The 23525-nt window shown below is 64.4% G+C and carries 24 protein-coding genes; 8 read left to right on the top strand and 16 right to left on the bottom strand.

The features are described 5' to 3' along the window. Positions 1-96: 96 nt before the first annotated feature. The 7 genes from ACWGS8_RS15845 to ACWGS8_RS15875 all read left to right on the top strand — a co-directional run bounded on the left by ACWGS8_RS15845 (position 97) and on the right by ACWGS8_RS15875 (position 6076). On the top strand, positions 97-831 hold the full coding sequence (locus ACWGS8_RS15845) for a GntR family transcriptional regulator (protein ID WP_454581807.1): 735 nt from the start codon (positions 97-99) through the stop codon (positions 829-831). Continuing rightward, positions 828-1316, top strand: coding sequence for a DUF3830 family protein (locus ACWGS8_RS15850; protein ID WP_454581808.1), 489 nt, complete (start codon positions 828-830; stop codon positions 1314-1316). Before ACWGS8_RS15845 ends, ACWGS8_RS15850 begins: the two co-directional genes overlap by 4 nt. Position 1317: 1 nt before the next feature. Further along, on the top strand, positions 1318-1671 hold the full coding sequence (locus ACWGS8_RS15855; protein WP_454581809.1) for a TIGR04076 family protein: 354 nt from the start codon (positions 1318-1320) through the stop codon (positions 1669-1671). After that, on the top strand, positions 1668-2723 hold the full coding sequence (locus tag ACWGS8_RS15860) for an aldo/keto reductase (RefSeq protein WP_454581810.1): 1056 nt from the start codon (positions 1668-1670) through the stop codon (positions 2721-2723). Before ACWGS8_RS15855 ends, ACWGS8_RS15860 begins: the two co-directional genes overlap by 4 nt. Further along, positions 2720-3151 (top strand): hypothetical protein, encoded by a 432-nt coding sequence (locus ACWGS8_RS15865; RefSeq protein WP_454581811.1) that lies wholly within the window; start codon positions 2720-2722, stop codon positions 3149-3151. Before ACWGS8_RS15860 ends, ACWGS8_RS15865 begins: the two co-directional genes overlap by 4 nt. A gap of 49 nt (positions 3152-3200) precedes the next feature. Next, positions 3201-4460, top strand: a complete 1260-nt coding sequence (locus ACWGS8_RS15870) for an ABC transporter substrate-binding protein (protein WP_454581812.1) — start codon at positions 3201-3203, stop codon at positions 4458-4460. 212 nt (positions 4461-4672) lie between these two features. Then, entirely contained in the window at positions 4673-6076 is a 1404-nt protein-coding gene (locus ACWGS8_RS15875; RefSeq protein ID WP_454581813.1) for an FAD-binding oxidoreductase, read from the top strand. A gap of 15 nt (positions 6077-6091) precedes the next feature. Here ACWGS8_RS15875 and ACWGS8_RS15880 read toward each other — a convergent pair whose 3' ends face one another. The 8 genes from ACWGS8_RS15880 to ACWGS8_RS15915 form a co-directional block, all read right to left on the bottom strand. Then, positions 6092-6892 carry an ABC transporter permease gene (locus tag ACWGS8_RS15880; RefSeq protein ID WP_454581814.1) on the bottom strand — a complete coding sequence of 267 codons (801 nt, stop codon included), beginning with the start codon at positions 6890-6892 and terminating at the stop codon, positions 6092-6094. Continuing rightward, positions 6889-7722: an ABC transporter permease gene (locus ACWGS8_RS15885; RefSeq protein ID WP_454581815.1), complete on the bottom strand. Its 834-nt coding sequence runs from the start codon at positions 7720-7722 to the stop codon at positions 6889-6891. Before ACWGS8_RS15885 ends, ACWGS8_RS15880 begins: the two co-directional genes overlap by 4 nt. Before the next feature lie 35 nt (positions 7723-7757). After that, on the bottom strand, positions 7758-8864 hold the full coding sequence (locus ACWGS8_RS15890) for an ABC transporter ATP-binding protein (protein ID WP_454581816.1): 1107 nt from the start codon (positions 8862-8864) through the stop codon (positions 7758-7760). Between the two features lie 77 nt (positions 8865-8941). Then, the gene (locus tag ACWGS8_RS15895; RefSeq protein WP_454581817.1) at positions 8942-9967 is read right to left on the bottom strand and encodes an ABC transporter substrate-binding protein; all 1026 of its coding nucleotides are present in this window, start codon (positions 9965-9967) and stop codon (positions 8942-8944) included. A gap of 52 nt (positions 9968-10019) precedes the next feature. Beyond that, a complete protein-coding gene (gene araD1 / locus ACWGS8_RS15900; RefSeq protein WP_454581818.1) occupies positions 10020-11018 on the bottom strand; it encodes an AraD1 family protein in 999 nt (332 codons plus the stop codon). 32 nt (positions 11019-11050) lie between these two features. Further along, a complete protein-coding gene (locus ACWGS8_RS15905; protein WP_454581819.1) occupies positions 11051-11830 on the bottom strand; it encodes an SDR family NAD(P)-dependent oxidoreductase in 780 nt (259 codons plus the stop codon). A gap of 11 nt (positions 11831-11841) precedes the next feature. After that, positions 11842-13569, bottom strand: coding sequence for an IlvD/Edd family dehydratase (locus tag ACWGS8_RS15910; RefSeq protein WP_454581820.1), 1728 nt, complete (start codon positions 13567-13569; stop codon positions 11842-11844). Further along, complete coding sequence (locus ACWGS8_RS15915) at positions 13566-14333, bottom strand: FadR/GntR family transcriptional regulator (protein ID WP_454581821.1); 768 nt, start codon at positions 14331-14333, stop codon at positions 13566-13568. The genes ACWGS8_RS15910 and ACWGS8_RS15915 overlap by 4 nt, the downstream gene beginning before the upstream one ends. A gap of 85 nt (positions 14334-14418) precedes the next feature. On the opposite strand from ACWGS8_RS15915, the gene ACWGS8_RS15920 reads away from it, so the two are divergent. After that, a complete protein-coding gene (locus ACWGS8_RS15920; protein WP_454581822.1) occupies positions 14419-15345 on the top strand; it encodes an aldose 1-epimerase in 927 nt (308 codons plus the stop codon). 31 nt (positions 15346-15376) lie between these two features. On the opposite strand, the gene ACWGS8_RS15925 is transcribed toward ACWGS8_RS15920, so the two are convergent. The 8 genes from ACWGS8_RS15925 to pcaQ form a co-directional block, all read right to left on the bottom strand. Then, positions 15377-16822 (bottom strand): aldehyde dehydrogenase, encoded by a 1446-nt coding sequence (locus tag ACWGS8_RS15925; RefSeq protein WP_454581823.1) that lies wholly within the window; start codon positions 16820-16822, stop codon positions 15377-15379. A gap of 39 nt (positions 16823-16861) precedes the next feature. Continuing rightward, positions 16862-17647 carry a coniferyl-alcohol dehydrogenase gene (locus ACWGS8_RS15930; RefSeq protein ID WP_454582201.1) on the bottom strand — a complete coding sequence of 262 codons (786 nt, stop codon included), beginning with the start codon at positions 17645-17647 and terminating at the stop codon, positions 16862-16864. Positions 17648-17649: 2 nt separating this feature from the next. Further along, positions 17650-18717: a branched-chain amino acid ABC transporter permease gene (locus ACWGS8_RS15935; RefSeq protein ID WP_454581824.1), complete on the bottom strand. Its 1068-nt coding sequence runs from the start codon at positions 18715-18717 to the stop codon at positions 17650-17652. Next, positions 18714-19610 carry a branched-chain amino acid ABC transporter permease gene (locus tag ACWGS8_RS15940; RefSeq protein WP_454581825.1) on the bottom strand — a complete coding sequence of 299 codons (897 nt, stop codon included), beginning with the start codon at positions 19608-19610 and terminating at the stop codon, positions 18714-18716. The genes ACWGS8_RS15935 and ACWGS8_RS15940 overlap by 4 nt, the downstream gene beginning before the upstream one ends. Then, entirely contained in the window at positions 19607-20335 is a 729-nt protein-coding gene (locus ACWGS8_RS15945) for an ABC transporter ATP-binding protein (RefSeq protein WP_454581826.1), read from the bottom strand. The genes ACWGS8_RS15940 and ACWGS8_RS15945 overlap by 4 nt, the downstream gene beginning before the upstream one ends. Beyond that, a complete protein-coding gene (locus ACWGS8_RS15950) occupies positions 20332-21075 on the bottom strand; it encodes an ABC transporter ATP-binding protein (RefSeq protein WP_454581827.1) in 744 nt (247 codons plus the stop codon). The genes ACWGS8_RS15945 and ACWGS8_RS15950 overlap by 4 nt, the downstream gene beginning before the upstream one ends. A 15-nt stretch (positions 21076-21090) precedes the next feature. Beyond that, positions 21091-22407, bottom strand: a complete 1317-nt coding sequence (locus tag ACWGS8_RS15955; RefSeq protein WP_454581828.1) for an ABC transporter substrate-binding protein — start codon at positions 22405-22407, stop codon at positions 21091-21093. A 140-nt stretch (positions 22408-22547) separates the two neighbouring features. Then, the gene (gene pcaQ / locus ACWGS8_RS15960) at positions 22548-23465 is read right to left on the bottom strand and encodes a pca operon transcription factor PcaQ (RefSeq protein WP_454581829.1); all 918 of its coding nucleotides are present in this window, start codon (positions 23463-23465) and stop codon (positions 22548-22550) included. Positions 23466-23525: the final 60 nt, after the last annotated feature.

The following is a 23525-nucleotide window of genomic DNA, read 5'->3' on the forward strand; positions in this document are numbered from 1 at the left end:
CCGTCTCCTGATTTTTGATTTGTGATCACACTTGCTTTGATCACGCTATTCGGCTTTAATTTCATCCGCAAGCCGAAAACGGGGCAAAAGCCGGGAATGCAGAAGGCTGCCATCGAGCGAACCAACGAAACAATCGCAGCCCAGCTTACGCCGGTCGGCCGCGAGACCGTGCAGGATCGCGTCTATTCCGAATTGCGCCGCGCCTTGATCGGCGGCCTTTTCGAACCAAATCAGGTGCTGACCATCCGCGGCCTTGCCGATGCGCTGGTCACTTCGACCATGCCGGTGCGCGAAGCGCTCGGCCGGCTGATCACGGAAAAGGCGCTGGAGGCGCTGCCCAACCGCTCGGTGCGCGTGCCGCCGATCACGCTGGACCGTATCGACGACCTTCTGCGCGCCCGTTCGCTCATCGAAGGCGAAGCGATCGCGCTTGCCGCCACGCGCATGAACCCGCGCCAGATCGCCTCGATTGAAGCCATGCTCGGCGAGTGGGACGAGATGCGGGCCCTGAAGCACAAGAAGGATATCGACCGCGAAGCGACGCTCAACCAGCGCTTCCATTTCGAGATCTACCGCTGCTGCGGCTCGGCCGTGCTGATCCCGATGATCGAAAGCCTGTGGCTGCAATCGGGGCCTTGCATCCGCGTTGCCATCTACGCCTTTTCCGACGCCGGCGAGGTCGACACCGCGCACTATCACCGCCGCATCGTCGCGGCGCTCGCAAAGCAGGATGCGCAAGCGGCGCGCGAGGCGCTGGTGGCCGATATCAGCCGGCCCTTTGCCTTCCTGCGCGACAAGCTTCAATCCGCCGCCGCGAAAGACCAGACATGAACAAGCCGGCTATCAGGATCACCGAACCGCGCTCGAAGCTTTCCGTGACAGCGCTGCTGCTGCCCGAAAAGGCGCCGGAAAACGCGGCTTTCCTTTTGGCGTATCTCGCCGCCCCACGTGTGGTCCCCGGCATCCATGCCATGTGGACGGGACCTGAGATTTCTTGTCCGGTTCCATCAACCGATCTCGAAGGCCAGTCCTTCGCCAAGCCATTGCCGGCGGAGAACGCGACGCTGACGCCGCAGCTCGGCGACATTGTGCTGTCCTACGTGCCGCCGCGCATGTGGGGCGGCAACCCCAATGCCATTTTCGACATCGGCCTGTTCTACGGGCAGGGCGCGCGGCTTCTGTTCCCGATCGGCTGGCTGGCCGGCAGCGTGGTGGCGCAGGTGCTGCCGCAGGAGCGTGAGCAGTTCGCTGCCGCCTGCGGTGTCATCCGCCGCAACGGCGCCTGCGACGTCACCTTCAGCCTGGTGGAGGCCTGACATGGCCGACGACAGTTTCGAGCTCTTCGACCTTCGCGTCGAGGCAGTCATCCCCGAGGGCAAACCGATCTATTGCGGCGCCAAGGCGGGTGATTTTTTCGAACTCAAGGGCGAGATGCTGTCCCTGCCGGCGGGGCAGGGCTTTTCGATCTATTCACTCGCCGCCGTCCTGCCACTGCTGGCGGCAAAGCAGCGGCCGACCGACGCCAATGACTGGATGACATCGGACGCCGAGATCGCCTGTCCCGATCCCAATTGCGCCAGCCGGCTCAGAATCGTCAGGACCGGCAAACGGCGGTTCAGCCATGCGCAGACTACGGCCGTGCCGCTGCCGAAGGAGAATGACAAGGGATGACCGCAAAGACTTTCGAACTCGGCCCCGGCTACACCATTTCGCGCGTCATTCGCGGCGGCTGGCAGCTTGCCGGCGGCCATGGCGCCATCGACCGCAGCCAGGCGGTGGCCGATCTGATCGCTACTTTCGATGCCGGCATCTGGACCTATGATTGCGCCGATATCTACACCGGCGTCGAGGAACTGATCGGCGCAGCGCGCCTGCGCCTGGCCAGCGAGCGCGGCCTCGACGTTGCCGCGAAAATGAAAGTGCACACCAAGCTGGTGCCCGACCTTGAACGGCTGGCAACGATCAGCCGCGACTACATCAGGGGCATCGTCGAGCAGTCGCTGCGCAGGCTGAAGACCGAACGGCTCGATCTCGTCCAGTTTCATTGGTGGGACTATGACCAGCCTCGCTATGTCGAAGCAATGGGTTGGCTCGATGAGCTTAGGCGCGAGGGCAAGGTGCGCAATCTCGGCACCACCAATTTCGACACGCCGCGGCTCGCCGAAATCCTCGCCGCCGGCATTCCGCTGGTCAGCCAGCAACTGCAATATTCGGTGCTTGATCAGCGGCCGGCACACAGCCTCGCCGAGCTTGCCGCGAAAAACGGCGTCAGCTTCCTCTGCTATGGTTCAGTGGCCGGCGGCTTCCTCAGCGACAGATGGCTTGGGGTTGCCGAACCCACCACGCCCCTCGAGAACCGTTCGCTGGTCAAATACAAGCTGATCATCGATGATTTCGGCGGCTGGGACCTGTTCCAGCAGCTGCTCCGGGCATTGAAGGCCGTTGGCGACCGCCACGGCGTCGACATCGCCACCATCGCCAGCGCCTGGGTGCTGAAGCAGCCGCGAGTCGCCGCCGTCATCGTCGGCGCCCGTAACCAGGCCCATGCGCTCGCCAATGCTGGCATTATGGATGTCGCGCTCGACGCCGATGACCGGGCGAAGATCGCGGCCGTGATCGCGCAAAGCCAAGGTCCCCTGGGTGACGTCTACACACTGGAGCGCGACCGCCATGGCCGCCACGGCTCGATCATGCACTACAATTTGAACGCAGGCCGCACATGAACGCCAGCAGCCCCACGCTATTTTCCCAGGCCAGCGCCGAGGTCGTCGGCCTGCATCGCTTCTTCGTCGACTGGTTCGTCGCCGCGCGCGCCGACACGGTGAATTTCTCGCGCTTCGAAGGCGTCATGGGCGAAGGCTTGACCATGATCGCACCGAGCGGCCAGATCCTCGATCGTGACGCTGTGATCGATCATGTCCGCTCCAGCCGCGCCACATGCGACGACGGGTTTGCCATTTCGATTGAGGACATCCGGCCCGGTTGGCAAACCGAGGACTCCATCGTCGTCCTTTACGTCGAGGCGCAGTTGCGCGGCGGTAAGCGAAGCCGCCGTCAGTCGAGCGCTGTCTTCACCACCAGTTCATCGGCGCCGAACGGCGTCGAATGGCGACACCTGCATGAAACCTGGCTGCAGGTGCCGGAACGCTGAACAGGCTCCAGAGATCAATTTAGGGTCGAGTAACGAAAGGGGAACAACAATGAGAAAGACGATACTCCAACTCACCACCGCGCTTGCTCTCGTCACGCTGGCGGGCGCCGCGCAGGCCGCCGACTGCAAGATCACCGTCGGGCTTGTCATGGAACTGACCGGTCCGGCCGGCGAATACGGCCAGGCCGGCGCCAAGTCGGTCGAAATGGCTTTTCGCGACATCAACGAAGCCGGCGGCGTGCGCGGCTGCGATCTGGTGACCGATACGCGCGACAGCCAGAGCCAGGGCAACATCGCCGTCGACGCCGCGACCCAGCTGGTGCAGGTCAAGAAGGTGCCGGTCATCATCGGCGGCATCATTTCGTCGGTGTCGATCCCGATCCTGACCTCTGTCACAGCACCTGCCAAGATCGTCCAGGTCTCGCCGGCATCCTCCTCGCCCACGCTGACCGCGCTCGGCCGCGACGGCAAGACCAACGGCATCTTCTTCCGCACCATCACGTCCGATGCGCTGCAAGGTGTGGCCGCCGCCAAATACGCCATCGACAAGGGCTTCAAGAAACTGTCGATCATCCACGTCAACAATGATTTCGGCGTCAACATGGTGGCCGAATTCTCGCGCGCCTACAAAGCGCTCGGCGGCACCATCGTCTCCGACACGCCGTACAACGAGAAGCAGTCGAGCTATGCCTCGGAGGTGACTGCGGCGATGGCGGGCGAGCCGGACGGCCTCTATCTGGTCAGCACCCCGGTTGACGGCGCGACCGTTGCCCGCACCTGGATTTCGCAAGGCGGCGTGCAGAAATTCCTGCTCAATGACGGGATGAACAGCCCTGACTTCATCGAGTCCGTCGGCGCCGACTATCTGAAGGACGCCTATGGCACGTCGTCGGGAACCAGCCCGACCGCATCGACCGAGTATTTCACCAAGAACTACAAGGCATTCTCCGGTATCGAACCCTCCAATCCGGCGGCCGACCGTTCCTATGATGCCGGCGCCATTGTCGGGCTGGCCATCGCCATTGCCGGCTCCGAGGATCCGGCCAAGATCAAGGACGCCATGTACAAGGCGGTCGATCCGGCCGGCACGCCGATCTTTGCCGGCAAGGAGGAATTCGCCAAGGCGCTCGGCCTGATCAAGGATGGCAAGCCGATCCGCTACGAAGGCGTCATCGGCCCGGTCGCCTTCGACAAATTTGGCGACATCACCGGCCCGTTCCGGCTGTGGAAGATCATCGATGGCAAGGTGACCACCGACGGCGAAATGACCACCGACGACGTCAACGCGCTGCAGGCCAAGCTTCAGTAAGCAGACGCAGTGGCGCCGGCATTAATCGCGTCTTGCCGTGATTGATGCCGGTGTCGCCCGGGGCAGGCGATATCACTTGCGCGACAAGCTATCCCGAATAGGATCGGCTGGCTGCAATTGAAGGATGGCGAGCGTGTCGGACGGAAATACTCATCGGCCCATCCGGTCGCTGGACGCAGACGACGCGCTTCGCCAAGCAGGCGCCTGAGCCGATGTCGCCCGAAACGCAACGACTGTTGTCCGCCCTTGGCGATCGGCTGGGCGCGGGCGGCGTGCTTGCCGGCGCTGATGTCGACCAGCGCTATCGCGACGATCCCGACGGCAAACTTGGAGCTTTGCCCGAAGTTGTGCTGCGTCCGCGCGATACTATTGGTGTCGCGGCCGCACTCGCCGGGTGCAACGCTCTTAGCCAGCCGGTCGTCATCCAGGGCGGACGCACCGGGCTGGCTGGCGGCACACGGGTCCAGCCTGGCGAGATCGTGCTGTCGCTGGAACGCATGAGCGGCCTCGCCATGCCGGACGCCCAAGCCGCCAGTATCGTCGCCGAAGCCGGCGCGACGCTGCAAGCGGTGCAGGAGGCGGCCGACGGTTCCGGGTTGATGTTCGGCGTCGATATCGGCGCGCGCGGCTCGGCCACGGTCGGCGGCAACATCGCCACTAACGCCGGCGGCATCCGAGTGCTGCGCTACGGCATGTACCGCGCGCAGGTGCTGGGGCTGGAGGCCGTGCTTGCCGACGGCAGTGTGCTGACATCGCTGAAAGGCCTGCCCAAGGACAATTCCGGCTACGACCTCGGCCAGATCTTCATCGGCGCGGAAGGGACGCTTGGCGTCGTCACACGCGCCGCGCTGAGGCTGCATCCGAAGCCGGCCTCCGAAGTGAACGCCTTCTGTGCGCTCGCTTCGCTCGATGCGGCGATCGCCCTGCTCGGGCTGCTGCGGCAAAAGCTTGGTCCGTTATTGTCCGCCTATGAGGTCAACTTCGCGCCACTCTATGACGTGATGGCTGCCAGCATGGCTATGCCGGCGCCGTTGCCGGCGGGTTCACCCGTCTATGTGCTGGCCGAAATCCAGGGCAGCGAGCCCGAGCGCGACAGCGAGCGCTTCGCCGAAGTCCTGATGCAGGCGGTCGAGGATGGCGTGGTCGACGATGTCGTCGTCTCGCAGTCGCCGCGCGACTTCCGGGCGCTGTGGGACGTGCGGGAAGACGCCAATCGCGTGCTGTTTTCGATCAAAGGCCTGATCGGTGTCGACATCAGCATTCCCTTGGCGCGGATGGGCGCGTTCCTGCAAGAAGCTGAGACCGCGATCCACGCCTTTGACCCCGGTGCCGACATTTATGTCTTCGGCCATCTCGGCGATGGCAATCTGCACTACCAGGTGCGCACCACCGATCCGGCGGCGGCGTACGGCATCGTCTATAGCGGCGTGGCGGCGGCGGGAGGTGGCGTTTCGGCCGAACATGGCATTGGCCTCGACAAGAAACAGTGGCTGCATCTGGTGCGCAGCGACGCCGAAATCGCCACGATGCGGCGGCTGAAGACTGCGCTCGACCCGAAGAACATTCTCAATCCCGGGCGCGTCTTCGACCTCGACGCAACGGCTTTCCCCCGCTGACGGGTGTTCGATAATTCAGCTCCGTTCCGCCGCCATCTGCCTGGGGATCAGGAAACGGGCGGCGAGCACGCAGAGCAGCACGGTGAACATCAGGATCAAGGCGACCAGCGCATTGATGTCGGGCGAGAAGCCAAGCCGCATCATCGCCCACAGCCGGACCGGCAGCGTGCTTTGCGTGCCGGTGACCAGGATGGTGATCATCGTCTCGTCGAACGACAGCGCGAAGGCCAGGATGGCGCCGCCAACCATGGCGCTCGACAGGTTAGGCAGGATGATGCGCCAGAAAGTCTGCCAGCCGGTGGCGCCGAGATCGTAGGACGCTTCGACCAGCGTGCGGCTCATCGACTGCAGCCGCATCAGCACGGTGCGATAGACGATCGCCAGCACGAAGACCGTATGGCCGATGACGACCGTCAGCAGCGAACGCTCGAGGCCGATCTCGCGAAAGAAGATCAGCAGCGCCAGGCCGCTGATGATTGGCGGCATCAGGAACGGCAGGAAGATGATGAATTGCAAGACCGAGCGCCCCGAGCGGCGGCCGTGATAATAGAGCGCCAGCAGCGTTCCGCTGACCACCGACAGCACGACGGTGCACAGGCCGACGATCAGCGTGGTGCGCAAGGCGGCCAGGATATCGTGGTTCCCGGCCAGAGCCCGATAGGTCGAGAGGGTCGGTGACGACCAGTCGACATCGCCGTGCGAGATGGTGAAGAACGACGACACGATCGGCACGAAGAGCGGGCTGTAGAGCAGCACCGCGACCAGCGTTGTGATCGCCGCCAGGAAGATGGTGGAGGGGCGGGGCAGGGCGTTCATACCGACGTCCCCCGGCTGCGCCCGAACCGTTCGCCGATGAGGATGGCACAGATCACCACGATCGCCAGCGCTACCGACAGTGCGGCGCCGAACGGCCAATTGTAGGCCGTGCCGAACTGGCTGTAGAGGATGCGGCCGAAGGTGAAGCCGCTGATCCCACCGACCATCTGCGGCGTCAGGAAATCGCCGATCGCCAGCACGAAGACGAAGCTCGCCGCCGAGGCGACGCCGGGCAGGCTGAGCGGCAAGGTGATGCGCAGGAACGTCTGCAAGCCGCTCGCGCCAAGATCGTCGGAGGCACGCAGCAAGGTCTGCGGGATACGCTCCAGCGACAGGAAGATCGGCAGGATGGCAAAGGGGATCAAAAGCAGGCTCAGCGTCAACAGGATGGCGTTCATGTTGAACACGAAAAGCGTCGACGGCTGCTGCAATATGCCGAGTGCCACCAGCGCCTTGTTGAGGAAGCCGTTGAGGCCGAGGATGCTGCGGATCGCGTAGATCTTGATGACGTAGCTCATCAGCAGCGGCACCAGAAGCAGCATCAGCAAGGCATAACGCCACCGCCCTCTCAGCGTCGTCAGGAAATAGGCGGCGGGATAGGCGAGCAGGATGCAGATGACGGCCACCGACACGCACAGCACAATGGTGTTCCAGAACACCGGCAGGAAGATCGGATCGGTAAAGAACCGGACATAGTTGGCGAGCGTCGGCGCGTAGACGATCGTGCCCTGGTCGACGCTGAAGAAACTGTAGACCAGGAAGATCGCCAGCGGCACCAGGACGAAGATCACCGGCAGTGCGAAAGCCAGCACCGTCACCAGCAGCGACAAGCGCCTTTCCGCGGGATGTATCGAGCCGGCCGCGCTCATGCCAGCACCAGATGGCCTTCATGCGGCGCAAACGAAAGCGAAACCGTCTCCCCGGATTTCAGCGTGCTGCCGTCGATCCGGCTTGGGGTTCGCAGCCTCAGGCGTTGTGCCGCATTATCCGCACCCGCCGCGATCGTGGCGACGGTCGACGAGCCGGCAAAGGCCAGATCGGCGATGATGCCGGAAAAGCGGTTGTCGCCGTCCGTGGCTTCCGCGAGATGTAAGGCCTCGGGCCGGAACGCCGCGAAGGCGTTCGCGCCGTCTGGCGCGGCCTTCAAATGCGGCTGGTCGCTGATCGAGCAGATCAGCCGCCCAAGGGCGGTCTCGATCGGCCGCTGCTCGCCCTGGACGGGGCCGCCGAGCTTTCCGGCCACCAGATTGTTCTCGCCGAAGAAGCGCGCGACGAACTCGCAATTCGGCCTGTAGTAAAGCTCGTGCGGCGTGCCGAGCTGGCGGATATGACCGGCCTGCATGACGCAGATCCGGTCGGCCATGCCGATCGCTTCTTCCTGGTCATGGGTGACGAACAGGAAGGTGGTCTTGATCTCGCGCTGGATGGATTTCAGGAACTCCTGCATCTGCCGGCGCAGTTCGAGGTCGAGCGCGGCGAGCGGCTCGTCGAGCAGGATCAGGCGCGGCTGGCAGATCAGCGCCCGGGCGAGCGCGACGCGCTGGCGCTGGCCGCCGGAAAGCTGTGCTGGAAAACGGTCGGCGAAGCGCCCGAGCTGCACCAGGTCGAGGGCTTCCGCGACACGGCGCGCGATCTCCTTGCGCTGGATATGGCGCACCGAAAGCCCATAGCCGACATTGCCGGAAACGGTCATATGAGGGAACAGCGCATAGTCCTGGAACACGGTGTTGAACGGCCGCTTGTTGATCGGCATGTGGCTGATGTCCTGGCCGTCGAGGCGGATTTCGCCCGCGGTCAGCGGCTCCAGCCCGCCGATCAGCCGCAAGACCGTGGTCTTGCCCGAGCCTGACGGTCCAAGGACGGTCAGGAACTCGCCATCCCGGATAGAGAGGTCGATGTCGTGCAGAACGGGAACCGTGCCGTAGGATTTCGAGACGGACCGCAGCGTCAGCAGGTCGGTGTTCTGGTTCATAAACTATTCTCGCATACGCTGCGGCGGTCCGGAACGTCCGGACCGCCGGGTCCTTCTGGGTCGGGCTGCGGAAAGGATCAGGGCGTCGCCTTGATCTCGTTCCACATGTCCGACCGCTTGAGCGGATCTTCGACATTGTTGAGCCAGACCAGCTTGTCGTTGCTGCCGGCGCTGCTCGACTCGACCACTGTGTTGCCGAAACCGGTACGCTCGGAAAGCTCGCCGCTGACCTTCTTCGTCAGCATGAAGTCGATCCACTTCTCGGCCGCTGCATTGTCGCGCACGCCCTTGGAAATCACCCAATTGTCGAGCCAGGCCAGGGCGCCCTCACTCGGATTGATGTACGCGACATGGGCGCCGATCTTCTGCAGCGCCTTGACCTGCTGCTGGCCATAATTGGCCCAGATCAGGGCAACGTCATTGTTCTGGTAGATCTGCTGCGCCTCGTCGGCGGTGGTGTAGAAGCTCAGCACATTGCGCTTGAGTTCGACCAGCTTGGCCTTGACCGCCGCCATCTGCTCGGCGTCGAGGTTGAACGGATCCTTGTAGCCGAGCGTCAGCGCGGTGAACGAGAAATTGTGCTCGCCATTGTCGTATGCCAGGACCTTGCCCTTGTAGGCCGGATCCCACAGCACCGACATCGAGGTCGGCGCCGGCTTGACCTTGTCGGTGTCGTAGATCAGCCCGATGGAGTCGAAGCAGAACGGAATGCCGTAGACCTTACCGTCCTTGGTGTCGCCGCTGACCTGCGACAGATCCCGGAAGCGCGGCAGCACCTCCTTCTGGTTCGGCAGCTTCGTGGTGTCGATCGGCGATACCAGATCGGCCTTGATGTAGCGCTGCAACTGGGCGGTGTTGACGGCGAAGACGTCGAAATCCTGGCCTTCGCTGCCCTTGATCTTGGCCCAGATCTCGTCATCACTGCCGATGAAGACGACGTCGACGCCGATGCCGGTTGCCGCGGTGAAATCCTTGACCCAGTCGGGGTCGGCATAGCCGTCCCACGCAAGCACCCGAAGGTTCGCGGCCAGCGCCGCCGATGTCATCAGGCCGATGCCGAGCCCGATTGTCGCTAGTCTTAGAAACGCTCTCTTCAGTCCCATTTTTAATCTCCCATTGTCGTTCTGATGGACCGTAATTTCCGGGACTGCGCCGTCACAGCTGGGTGACGGTGACCAGTCCCTCGTCCGGCACCGACTCCATCCGGTTGCGCAGCGGCTTGCCGAACGCCTGTGCCTGGATTTCATACTCGTCGCCGGAAGCCGTCTTGATGCCGGAGGCGTAGCTCATCACCGCCGCGCCGAAGAAATAGGCGTGGAGGTCGCCCGCCCTTCGGTGCATCGGGTAGCGGAAATGGAAGTGTTCGAGATTGGCGATCGAGTGCGACATGTGCGCTTCGCCCGATAGGAACTCCTGCTCCCAGATGACTGCGCCATCGCGCAGGATGCGGGAATGACCGCGAACTTCTTCGGGTAGATCTCCGACCAAAAGCTCCGGACCGATCGAGCAGGAGCGCAGCTTGGAGTGAGCAAGGTAGAGATAGTTCTCGCCCTCCGTCACGTGGTCGGAATATTCGTTTCCGAGCGCATAGCCGATGCGATAGGGATGGCCGTCCGGCCCATTGAAATAAAGCCCGACGATCTCGGCTTCCTCTGCGCCGGCTTTTGCGAATGCCGGCATCGGCAGCGGCGCGCCGGGCGGCACAACGCAGGTGCCGACGCCTTTGAAGAACCACTCAGGCTGGATGCCGATCTTGCCAGCGCCAGGCTTGCCGCCCTCCAGCCCCATGCGGAAGATTTTCAAGGAATCGGATTCCTCGGCACCGTCGCCATGGGTCAGAACATGCATCTGATTGCGCGCGGCGGCACTTCCGGTATGGGTCAGGCCGGTTCCGGTAACCAGGAAGCGCGCAGGCTCCGGATGGTCGACGGGTGCCAGGACGCGGCCATCGCTCAGCAACTGGTCATAGCCGATCTGCTCGGCCGTCGTGCGCTCTTCGACGTGCGTCGCAATGGACCCGCCACGCGCGATCGCGGCTTCCGCCAACTCCAGCACGGTGCTCGTCCCCTTGAGCGGGTGCAGATGGTCGCCATCCTCGGACACGCGACCGACCCGCCTGCTGCCATCCGGCATTCTGTACTGAACAAGACGCATGAAATACCCTTCTTCCCTTGCAGCCGTATGGGTCACACCCAGCCCGCATCGACGATGAACTGCTGGCTCGTACACATCAGGCTGTCGTCGGCGGCGAGGAACAGCGCCATGCGCGCGATATCGCCGGGCTGCAGCCGGTCGGGCAGGCACTGCCTTTCCGCGATCTGGCGTTCACCGTCGGCATCGAGCCACAGGCGCATCTGGCGCTCGGTCATCACCCAGCCCGGCACCATGCAGTTGACTCGGATGCGCTCGGGGCCGAGTTCGCGGGCCAGCGCCCGCGTCATGCCGTAGACGGCGGCTTTCGCGGTGACATAGGCCGGACAATCGGGATCGCCGACCATCCAGGTGATGGAGCCGAAATTGATGATCGAGCCACCACCCTGTGCGCCCATCTGCGGACGCACCGCCTGCGCGGCGAAGAACTGGTGGCGCAGATTGACCGCCATGCGGTCGTCCCAATAGGCCACCGTCACATCCTTGGTCTGATGGCGGTCATCGTTGCCGGCATTGTTGCACAGCGCCTGGATCGGGCCATTGTGCTGCATGGCCCGCGCGGTTGCCGCCTGCAGCTGCTCGACGTTGCGTAGGTCGCAGGGAATGAACAATGGCGGAGCATGTCCTTCGGCGGCGATCGCCTCGACCAGGTGCCTGGAAGGCTCCTCGGCCAGATCGACGAAGGCGACGCGGCTGCCTTGCGCGCAGAAATGGCGCACCAGGCTTTCGCCGATGCCGCTGCCGCCGCCGGTTATGAAGACGCTGCGGCCCTTGAGGCTCGGGTAGGTCGCGTAGCTGCCGATCTGATCCGTCATCGCGCGCCTCTCTAGTGGGAATGCCGGGGGATGCCGGCATCGCGCCGGCCGACGAGAAAGTCGAAATCGCAGCCCTTGTCGGCCTGCAGCACGCGCTCGACATAGAGGCTCTGATAGCCGCCTTCGGGCGGCGCCGGCGGCTTCCAGTCGCGGCGGCGGATCGCCAGCTCCTCATCAGACACCAAAAGCTCCAACCGGCGGCCGGCAACGTCGAGTTCGATGAGATCGCCGTCACGCACCAGGGCCAGCGCGCCACCGGCCGCGGCCTCCGGCGCGACATGCAGCACCACCGTGCCGTAGGCCGTGCCGCTCATGCGCGCATCCGAGATGCGCACCATGTCGGAGACGCCCTGCTTCAGCAGCTTCGCCGGCAGCGGCATGTTGCCGACCTCGGCCATGCCGGGATAGCCGCGCGGCCCGCAATTCTTCAGCACCATCACCGAGGAGGCGTCGATATCCAGGTCGGGATCGTCGATGCGGGCGTAGTAATGCTCGATGTTCTCGAAGACGACAGCCTTGCCGCGATGCTGCATCAGTGCGGGCGTCGCCGCCGACGGCTTTATGACGGCGCCATTGGGCGCCAGATTGCCGCGCAGGATCGAGATGCCCCCTTGCTCGGTCAGCGGCTCGCTCAGCGGCCGTATGACCTCGCGGTTGTAGTTGGGCGCGCCGTCGATCAACTCGCCGATCGTTTTGTCGCTGACGGTCATGACGTCGCGATGAAGAAGCCCCACTTCGTCAAGCGACGCCATGACCGCAGCCAGCCCCCCGGCATAGTAGAAATCTTCCATCAGGTACCGGCCCGACGGCATCAGGTCGACAATGGTTGGAACGTCGCGGCCAAGGCGGTCCCAGTCCTCGAGGCTAAGATCGACATCGACCCGGTTGGCGATGGCGATCAGATGCAGCACCGCATTGGTCGAACCGCCGATCGCGCCATTGACGCGAATGGCGTTCTCGAACGCCTGCCTGGTGAGAATGTCCGAAATTTTCACGTCCCTGCGGACCAGATCGACGATCTGGCGTCCTGCCATCTGGGCGAGCACGCCACGGCGCGAATCCACCGCCGGGATTGCGGCGTTGTCCGGCATGCCGATCCCCAGCGCTTCCACCATGCTGGCCATGGTCGAGGCCGTGCCCATGGTCATGCAACTGCCGGCCGACCGGCTCTGGCCCTGTTCCGCGGCGAGGAAGTCGGCGACCGGCATGCGGCCGGCCTTTACTTCCTCGGCGAATTTCCAGACATGGGTACCCGAGCCGATATCTTGCCCGCGGAACTTGCCGTTGAGCATCGGCCCGCCGGAAACGGTGATGGTCGGCAAATTGCACGAGGCGGCGCCCATCAACAGCGCCGGCGTGGTCTTGTCGCAGCCCACCAGCAGGATGACGCCGTCGACGGGATTGCCGCGGATGGATTCCTCGACATCCATGCTGACCAGGTTGCGAAACAGCATGGCGGTGGGGCGCATGTTGCTTTCGCCGAGCGACATGACAGGGAATTCGAGCGGCAGGCCGCCGGCCTCGTAGACGCCGCGCTTGACGTGATCGGCCAGCGCCCGCAGATGCGCATTGCACGGCGTCAGCTCCGACCATGTGTTGCAGATGCCGATCACCGGGCGGCCGTCGAAAGCGTCGGCGGGGATGCCCTGGTTCTTCATCCAGCTGCGGTGCATGAAGGCGTTCTTGCCTTCACCGCCGAACCAGGCTTCGGACCGTAGTTTGCGGTTGGTCTCGGTCACGATTGCTGGCCCCGGTCGGTGCGGCGTTTGTTGCGGTTCTCGACGCTGCGGCGTACGTCGTCCTCGGCATTGTCGATGAGCACCAGCAATGCCTTCTGCGCGCCGGCGGCGTCGCCGGCGGCGATCTTCTCAGCCACCTCGCGATGCAGCGGCAGGGAGTGGCGCTGGCCTTCCGGATTGTCGTTGGAAAGACGAAAGCTCATCACCAGCGCGGTTTCGACCAGCGCCGCCAGCGAGCCGATCAGCTCATTGCCGGTCATGCGCAGGATCGTCTGGTGGAACACCAGATCAGGCTTGGCGAAGCGATCGCCATCGTCGCTCACCGCTTCCATCTCGGCCAGTGCCGCATGGATCTCGGCAATCTGTCCAGGCGTGGCCCGCTGGGCGGCAAGTGCTGCCGACATGGGCTCGATGGCGCGACGCAGTTCGAACAGCGCCCGCACATCGTCGGCGCTGACGCCGCCGGCGTAACGCCACGACAGCACGTCCGGATCGAGAAAATTCCAGTCGGAGCGTGGGCGCACGCGTGTGCCGGTCTTAGGCCGCGATTCAACCAGCCCCTTGCCGGCCAGAACCTTGATCGCCTCGCGCAGCACCGTGCGGCTGACCCCCAGCATCTCGCTGGAATCGTCGGCATTGGGCAGCGCCTCGCCGGGCAGGAAGTCACCCTGCACGATGCGCAGGCCGATCTGCTCGACGACGGTCGCGTGCAGCGCGGTGGAGCCGCTGGAAACCGCAACGGCAATCCGTGACGTCCGTGCCATGCTAAAAGATTTCTTATTCTTCATACTATTCATATGATATGTCTTATAGCCATGGCGATTGGAGTCAAGGGACAGGGGAGCGCCGATGACAAAGAATTTTGCTGCCATTGCAGCGCAGCACACGGAACCGGTCTCGATCACCGACGGCATCGCGACAGTCGACATTGCTCCGGCAGCCGGCGGTGCGCTGGCGTCCTATCGATGGTGGCAAGATGGCGCCGTTGTGGATTGGCTGCGCCCGGCCGATCCGGCCGCGATCAGCAGCCGCGATGCCGGCGCCATGGCCTGCTTCCCCCTCATTCCCTATTCCAACCGCATAAGGGGCGGCCGGTTCGAGTTCGCGGGACGCACCATCCGGCTTCCGACGACTGCCGACGATCCACATCATGAGCATGGTCATGGCTGGCGTCGGCCTTGGGTGGTCGTGAGACACGAAGCCAGCACGATCGTTCTACGCTACCGCCACGCCGCCGATTCCTGGCCGTGGAGCTATGAGGCCGAGCAAGAGATCACGCTGGCTGACGGCCGGCTTTGCGTGACCATTGCCGTGCGCAACCTGTCGGAGGCGCCCATGCCGGTTGGCTTCGGCCTCCATCCCTATTTCCTGTCGACGCCGTGGACGCATGTCCAGGCGCCGGTGTCCGGCATGTGGGAGACGGACACGGAGGTCCTGCCCGTCCGGCATGTCCTGCCGCCGGTAGGAGCCGACCCGTCGATCGGTTTCGACGTATCGGAAGTGGACTTCGACACGGTTTTCACCGGATGGGCGCGCCGTGCCCGGATCACCTGGCCCGAACACGGACGACGGCTGGACATCGAGGCCGAGGCGCCGCTCGATTTCCTTGTCCTCTACACGCCGCCGGGCGAGCCGTTCTTTTGCGCCGAGCCGGTCAGCAACATCACGGATGCCTTCAACCGCACCGGCGGCCGCATCGACACTGGCTGCATCGTACTGGCGCCCGGCCTGATGCGATCCGCCAGCGTTCGCTTCACGCCGTCCCTGGCCGTTTGACCTTCATTGTCAACCGCGAGACGAGGCCGGCTCAGAACGGATAACGCTGGCCGGGATCCTCGATCGTCACCCAGCGCAGATCGGTGAACTCGGCGATCGAGGCCTTGCCGCCGAAGCGGCCATAGCCCGAGCCCTTGATGCCGCCGAACGGCATCTGGGCCTCGTCGCCAACGGTCGGGCCGTTGATGTGGCAAATGCCGGCTTCGATGCGTGCGGCGACCGCCATGGCGCGCTTGATGTCGCGGCTGAACACGGCTGACGACAGGCCGTATTCCGTGTCGTTGGCGACACGCACCGCCTCGTCCTCGCCCTTCACCCGGATCACCGGCTTGACCGGCCCGAAGGACTCTTCGGCATAGACGCGCATCGCCGGCGTGACATGGTCGAGCAGCGTTGCCTCGACAACCGTGCCCGTGCGTTTGCCGCCGGCCACCAACTTGGCGCCCTTGGCGACGGCGTCGGCGACAAGCTCCTCCATCTTGTCGGCCGCCTGGCTGCTGATCAGCGAGCCCAGCACGACATGGCCGCCCGGATCGCCGGCCGGCAGGCTCGAAGCGCGGGCGGCCAGCTTGGAAACGAATTCGTCGGCGATCCTCTCATCGACGATCAGCCGCTCGGTCGACATGCAGATCTGGCCTTGATGCATGAAGGCGCCGAAGGTCGCCGCATTGACCGCCGCGTCGATGTCGGCATCGTCCAGCACCAGCAGCGGCGCCTTGCCACCGAGTTCGAGCAGCGCCGGCTTCAGATGCCGGCCGGCGAGCTCGGCGATGATGCGGCCGACCTTGGTCGACCCGGTGAAGTTGACGCGCCTGACCGAGGGATGCGCGACCAGCGTCCCGACAATCGCAGCGGCATCCCTGGGATCGTTGGTGACGACATTGATGACGCCCTTGGGCAGGCCGGCATCGACCAGAACCTGGCCGATCAGCCGATGCGTGCCCGGGCACATTTCGGAGGCCTTCAGCACGACGGTGTTGCCGCAGGCGATAGGCATGGCGATGGCGCGGGTGCCGAGAATGACCGGCGCGTTCCACGGCGCGATGCCGAGACACACGCCGGCCGGCTGACGGATCGCCATGGCCAGCGTCCCAGGCTTGTCGGAAGGGATGATCTCGCCCGAAATCTGCGTCGTCATCGCCGCTGCCTCGCGCAGCATGTTTGCCGCCAGCATGACGTTGAAGCCAGCCCAGGGGCCGGTGGCCCCCGTCTCTTCCATCATCAATTTCGTGAATTCGCCGACCTTGGAGGCCATCACGTCAGCCGCCCTGGACAGCAAGGCGCGGCGCTCGCCAGGCCCGATCTTCGACCAGGTCGCAAAGGCGGCTGCGGCGGCGTCGACTGCGGCATTGGCATCGGCAACACTGGCCGCCGCGGCGCGCGTCGCCAGGTTGCCGGTGAACGGGTCCATGCGCTCGTAGGCGGCCGCGCCGGACGCATCCCTTTTGTCGCCGTCGATCAGAAGTCCGATATCCATGATTGTCTCCCTCGCTCCATCAGGAGCGCCTCATTGGTTTTAGAAGCCGAGCACTTCGGCGTTGATAGATGCTTCGAGGCCGCCGTCGACCGGCACGTTGGCGCCGTTGACCCAGCGCGCGCCGTCCGAGCACAGGAACAGCACGACAGGCGCTATATCGCCCGATGTGCCGGCTCGTCCGACCCTGGCAATGTCGCTGTCGACGCGGGCATCGCCAAGCACGGTGCGGAATTGTTTCAGGATCGGCGTCTCGACCGGTCCCGGGCTCACCGCATTGACGCGGATGCCCCGGCGTTTGAACAGATCCTGGTGCGCCGCGCGAAGGGTCCATAGCAGGAGCAGCTCCTTCGAGACCGGGTAGCCTTCTTCGTTCTTGACCGCGTGGTCGGCGACCACCTTGGCGACATCCGGGAAACCCTCGATGCCGACCATCGAGGCCGCTCGGTTGAGATTGGCGCGCCAGCCATAGCCGGCGATCGACGCGACATTGACGATGGCGCCGCCTTCGCGAAGTCTTGGCGCGAGGCCTTCCGAAAGCGCCCGCAGCCCGAAGAAGTTGACGGCCAGCGTCGACACCGCGCCGGTGTTGCCGGAGAGGCCGGCGACATTGCACAGCGCATCGATGCGCTGCGGCAGTCGCGCGACCAGCTCGTCGACGCTGGCCTTCGACGAGATGTCGGCCTTGACGAAACTGCCCGCCGCTGCCGCCGGCTCACGGACATCGACGCCGATCACGTCCGCGCCAAGCTGGCCGGCGAGTTCCGCCGTGCGCGCACCGATGCCGGAAGCGACGCCGGTGATAAGGATCGTCTTGCCGAAAAGCATGGTCATGCCTTCTCCTGATCAAGTGAGGTTCGCTCCGGCGAGGGGGCGGTGCTGTCATCGCCCGGAGTATTGCCCGGAAGCCTGACGCGGTAGCCGACCGGCAGCAGGCGCAGGCCAAAGCGTTCCTCGATCGTTCCCCACAGGCCGCGTGGCAGGAAAAGCGAGAACAGAACCGCGGTGGCGCCGAGGCCGACGAGGTACCAGACGCCGGTGCCGCCGAACCAGGTCTCGATGAGGAAGAACACCAGCGCGCCGAGAATGGCGCCCTCGAACGTTCCGATGCCGCCGACCAGCACCATGAAGATCATGTAGGCGGTCCACTGGACGTTGAAGTAGGTTTTCGGCTGGAATGTGATGGAGGTCGCCAGCCACAGCGCCCCGGCAACGCCGATACCGAAAGCGGCAAGCACGAACAAAAGCCGCTTGGTGCCGGTGACGCGCACACCGACCGAGGCTGCTGCATCCTCATTGTCGCGGATGGCGCGGATGGCTGCCCCCGTGCTGCCGCGCAACAGGCCGAACAGGATGGCGAGCAGGGCGGTCATCAAGCCCAGCGCCAGCCAGTAGATCATCACCCGCCTGGTGCCGGCATCGTAGACGTTGAGCGAGATCAGCGAGGTGCCGGTTTCGCCTTGCACCAGCCGGTCCAGATTGACGAGGAGATGCGTCAGCGCCGCGATCACCCACATGCCGATGGCGAACTCGCCGTTCCTCAGTCGCAGCATGAACAGCGACAGCGGCCAGGAGACAAGGCCGACAACGATCGCCGAAACGAAAAGCGAGGCGAAAGGGTTGAGGCCGGCATCGGCCAGCCGGATGGCGAAATAGGCGCCGAGCCCGAAAAACACCTGCTGGCCGACGGAAACCAAGCCGCCGAAGCCGGCCAGAGCGTTCCACATCGCCGCCAGGATCACATAGATGAACAGTGCCGTCATGCGGTCGACCGCGCCCGCCGAGAGGAACTGCGGAGCGATGGCGAGCAGCGCGATGATGATGGCGACCGCGATCGCCGCGATCCGCGACGTCGCCGTGCCGCGCTCGATGACCGGCGAGGACGAAACCGCGCTCATGACGCGCTCCGGGAAGGCAGGCGCAGCAGGCTGCGCAGGCCAAGGCCGGACGTTGACAGCCGCACGAACAGCACGACGAGGAACACCGCATGGCCGCCGATCAGAAAGCCTTGCGGATGCACCTGCGCGCCGAGTGTCTGCGCAAGCGCCAGCACGATGCCGCCGACCAGCGTTCCCCACAGCGACCCGGCGCCGCCGATCACAGCGGCTTCGAAAGCAAACAGCAATTGCGGCGCGCCGGCATAGGGATCGAAGGTGGCGCGCATGCCCAGGAACGCGCCGGCAAGGCCGACCGTGACCATCGCTATCGCCGCCGCAATGGCATTGGCGCGACGCGCATCGACCCCGACCAGGCCGGCCGTATCAGGGTCTTCCGACGTGGCGCGGATCGAACGGCCAAGCCGGGTGCGAGTGAGGAACAGCTGCAGCCCGCCCAGCAGGACCACCGCGGTGGCGAACATGATCACGGCGAGCTTGCCGACATAGACGCTGCCTGGCCACTCCCAGGAATCATAGGACAGGCTGCCGATATAGGGCGCCAGTGAGCGGGTGTCGGCGCCGAACTGCTCGAACAGCATGTTGTCGATGACGATGGCCAGTCCGAACGTTGTCAGGATCGGCAACAGCGCACCGCCGCGTGCGCTGCGCTCGAGCAGGAAGCGCTGCAGTGCCCAGCCAATCGCCGCCATCAGCGGCAGCACGATGAGCAGGCCGACAAAGGGCGAGACATGGTACCGCGAGGCGAGCCACCACAGCGCAAAGGCCGCGAACACGGCGAGGCTGCCATGTGCGAGGTTGATGATACGCATCACCGAGAACATGAAGGACAGGCCGCAGGCGATCAGCGCGTAATAGCCGCCGAGCAGGATGCCCTGGATGATCTGGTTGCTCATGCCGGAACGCTCCCGGGGCTTTTCCGGTGCAGGCCGAAATAGGCTTTCGTCACATCGTCGCGCGACACCGCCTTGCTCGGCCCTTCGAGCGCGATCCGCCCTTCGAGCATGCAGATGACCCTGTCGGAGACCGACAGCGCGCGGTTGAGGTCCTGCTCGACCAGGATGATGGTCGTGCCGGAAGCGATCAGCCCCTGAAGGGCAGCATAGACACGGTCGACGATCAGCGGCGACAGGCCAAGCGAAACCTCGTCGAGCAAAAGCACTTCGGGATTGCTCATCAGTGCCCGGCCGATCGCCGTCGCCTGTTGCTCGCCGCCTGAGAGATGGCCGGTCTTGGCATGCCGGCGCGGCTTCAAGTTGGGAAACATCTCCAGTACTTTGTCGACGCTCCAGTCGCCCGGCCGGCCGGCGGTCCGGCCGAGCAAAAGGTTCTCCTCGACCGTCATCTGCACGAACAGCTTTCGCCCTTCCGGCACCAGCGCAATGCCCATCCCGACGCGCCGATGCGATGGCACGCTGGTGAGATCGGCGCCGTCCAGCAGCAGGCGCCCGGCCGCCGGCTGGTGCGCGCCGGCGATTGCCCTAAGCAGTGTCGTCTTGCCGGCGCCATTGGCGCCGACCAGCGCAAGCGTCTCGCCGCGCTGGACAGTGAAGCTCACGCCGCGCACCGCCTGCAAGAGGCCGTGGCGGACAACCAGGTTCTCGACCGACAGCAGGCTCATTTCGGGCCTCCGCCGAGATAGGCGCGAACGACCTCCGGATCGGCCATAACGGCTTGCGGCTCACCGTCGGCGATGATTTTTCCCGCATCCATGCAGATCAGCCTTTCGGCCACTTGCAGCAGGATGTGGACGATGTGCTCGATCCAGACGATGCCGATCTTGCGGCGGCGCAGTTCCTTGATCGTATCGACAAGCTCGCCGGCTTCGCCGTCGGTCAGGCCGCCGCCGATCTCGTCCAGCAGCAGCAGTGTCGGCCTTGCCGCCAGCGCGCGCGCCAGTTCCAGCCGCTTGCGGTCGAGCAGTCCGAGCGTCTCGGCGCGGCGGTTGGCAACACCCAGCATGCCGCACAGCTTCAGCGAGCCGAGCGCCTCCTCATAGGCCTCGTCGCGGCCGAGGCCGGCCCCATGCGAGGCGGCTACGAAGACATTCTCGAAAGTGGTCATGCCGCTGAATGGTTTGGGCACCTGGTGCGTGCGCACCAGCCCGAGCCGGCAGCGCTGCGTTGCCGGCAGGGATGTCACGTCATCGCCTTTGAAGCTGACCGTGCCCGCACTTGGCGGGAAGGCGCCTGCAAGCACACTGAGCAGCGTCGTCTTGCCGGCGCCGTTCGGGCCGACAATGCCAACCGCCTCGTCGACGTCCATGGTGAAGTCGACCGCATCCAGCACCACAAGCGCGCCGAAGCGCTTGTGGATGCCGGCGGCGGTGAGAACAGCCTGTTGTTGCGGATGGGTCACCACCTCCTCAGCGGTCCATCAGCCGTTGTAAGGCTGGAGCTTGGCTTCGACCGGCACCTTCGGATCGGTGGCGTTTTCGGTCACCACATAGTCGAGTGGGAATTTGCTGCCTTCCTTGGCGGCCACCCACTGCGTGCCGATGATCGGGCCGGGCGAGACATTGGCGACAGGGCCGCTGGTGAAATCGACCTTGCCGATCATCGTCTCGGTCTTGAGCGTGCTCAGCGCCTTGGCCACCGCCGCCTTGTCCTTGGCGTTGGTGCTTGCCTTCAGCGCTTCGAAGCCGGCGTCGAGCAGCGACATCGAGGCGCCGAGCTGCTGCGTCCACTGCTTGCCGCTCGCCTCCTCATAACCGTCGGCCAGCTCAGTGCCCGAGACACCGGTTAGCGGCGACTTGTAGGGGAAGGCCTTATGCCAGTAGGCGGCGCTCGAAATCTTCATGCCGAGGTCACCGAGCGCCTCGACGTCGGACGGGAACAGGCCGGTCTTGGCGACCTGGGCGATCTTGATCTGCTTGATCAGCCCCTGCTGTGCCGCCTGGCGCCAGAAGGCTGCAAAGTCTGGCGGGATCGGGAAGGAGTTGAAGATCTCGACGCCCTCCTGCTTGAACAGCGCGATCTGCGAGGAATAGTCGGTGGTGCCGGTCTCGTAGGCACCGGGATCGACGATGGTGAAACCTTGCTTGGCCAAGAGCGGCGCCAGATTGGCGCGGATGGCGTTGCCGTCGGCATCGTTGGGATACATGACTCCGACCTTCTTGTTGGTCTCGATCAGGTTCCATTGCGAGATGTATGTCTTGAAGAACTCGCCGACGCCGAAGCCGAAATGATAGGTCCATTTGAACGGCGAGGGCGCGCCCGGCTTGGCGCCGCGGCCGAAATACCAGGCCTCCCACGGCATGACGGTCGACAGGCAGGGCACCCCCGCGGCCTCGCAGGCATCGGCGACCGGGTTGATCACCTCGGGCGTCGACACCGCCAGCATCAGGTCGATGGCCTGGTTGTTGATCAGGTCCTTGGCGAGCTGGCCGGCGCGGGAGGGATCCGACTGTGTGTCCTGGTCGAGGATTTCGACGCTGTATTTCTTGCCGCCGATCTCGAGGCCGCTGGCCAACGCCTTGCGGGCAAGGTCGAGCACATAACCGTCGGTCTGGCCGAAGCCGGCCAACGGCCCGGTGCGCGGGCTGACGAAGCCGACCTTGAGCGTTTCGCCTGCCTGGGCGAAAGCGCTCTTGCCGCCGAGCGCGAGCGCAGCGCCGCCGGCAATCGAGGTGGCAATGAACTGGCGTCGCGACACGCCACGAATACTGGATCTGCTACCGTTAGCGTAGGTCATGCATTCCTCCCTAGTGCTCCTCCATCGGCACAGTGCACCAGCGTTTTGGTTCGGTAAAATGATATTTTGCGGTGTTTCATTAACCTTGGGGTTAGGGGATTTCCGAAGAACGCAGGGATCGGTCCGAATGGTCCGACGCCTCACTTGCCCGGCATTGCCGCCTCGCGAATGGTCTGCAACAGGATGGTGAAGGCCGGCGATGGCGCCGTATCGGTGCGCATCGTCAGCCCGACCGGTCCCTTGGTTTCCTCGGTGTCGACCGGCAAGGCGACGAAGGCGCCGCTGGCGACCTCGTTGGCGACCACGCCGGCCGAAATGATCCACACCGCATTGCTTTGCCGCATGAAGGAGCGGCCAAACGAATCCGAGACGGTTTCGATCTCGGTCGCCGGCGCGGTCATGCCATTGGTGATGAACAGGCGATCGACAAAGGGGCGGATGACGGATTCCCGGGTTGGCATCAGCACCGGGAATTCATCGAGCCGCGCGAAGATATCCGCCCCCGGTTCCAGCAGCGGATGTCCGGACCGCACCACGAACAGCACCTGTTCGGAATAGAGATGCTCGAAGAAGAAGCCGGTCATGTTTTCGGGCGCCGCCAGCCGTCCCACGACGAGATCGAGCGCGCCGGTGCGCAATTGCTCGAGCAGCACGGCGTTCTCGCCGGTGACGATCTTGATCGCCGCGCCGGTATTTTCCCCGAGGAACAGGCTCATGGCCTTGGGCATGACCTTGGCCGATACGGTCGGCAGCGCGCCGATGCGGATCGGATGACGGTTGATGGCGCCATCCTGGCGAACGGAATCGACGCCGCGCTTCAACGCCGTGATCGCCGAACCGGCATGGTTGAGGAAGATCTCGCCAAGCCTTGTGACCCGGATGCCGCGCCCGTCACGCTCGACAACGGCGACACCGAGCGCCTCTTCCAGCTCGCGCAACGTCTTGGTCACCGCCGGCGCGCTGACATGCAGGAAGTCGGCGGCGCGGGCCACGCTGCCTTGCCGCGCGACTTCCAGGAATGCCTGCAGATGACGAAAGCGGATTCGGCTCTCAGCCATGGATTTGATAACCCCTGAGTTAATGGAATGGCGCAAAATATCATTTTACCGAACCAAATG

Source organism: Mesorhizobium sp. 43Arga (assembly GCF_053714255.1).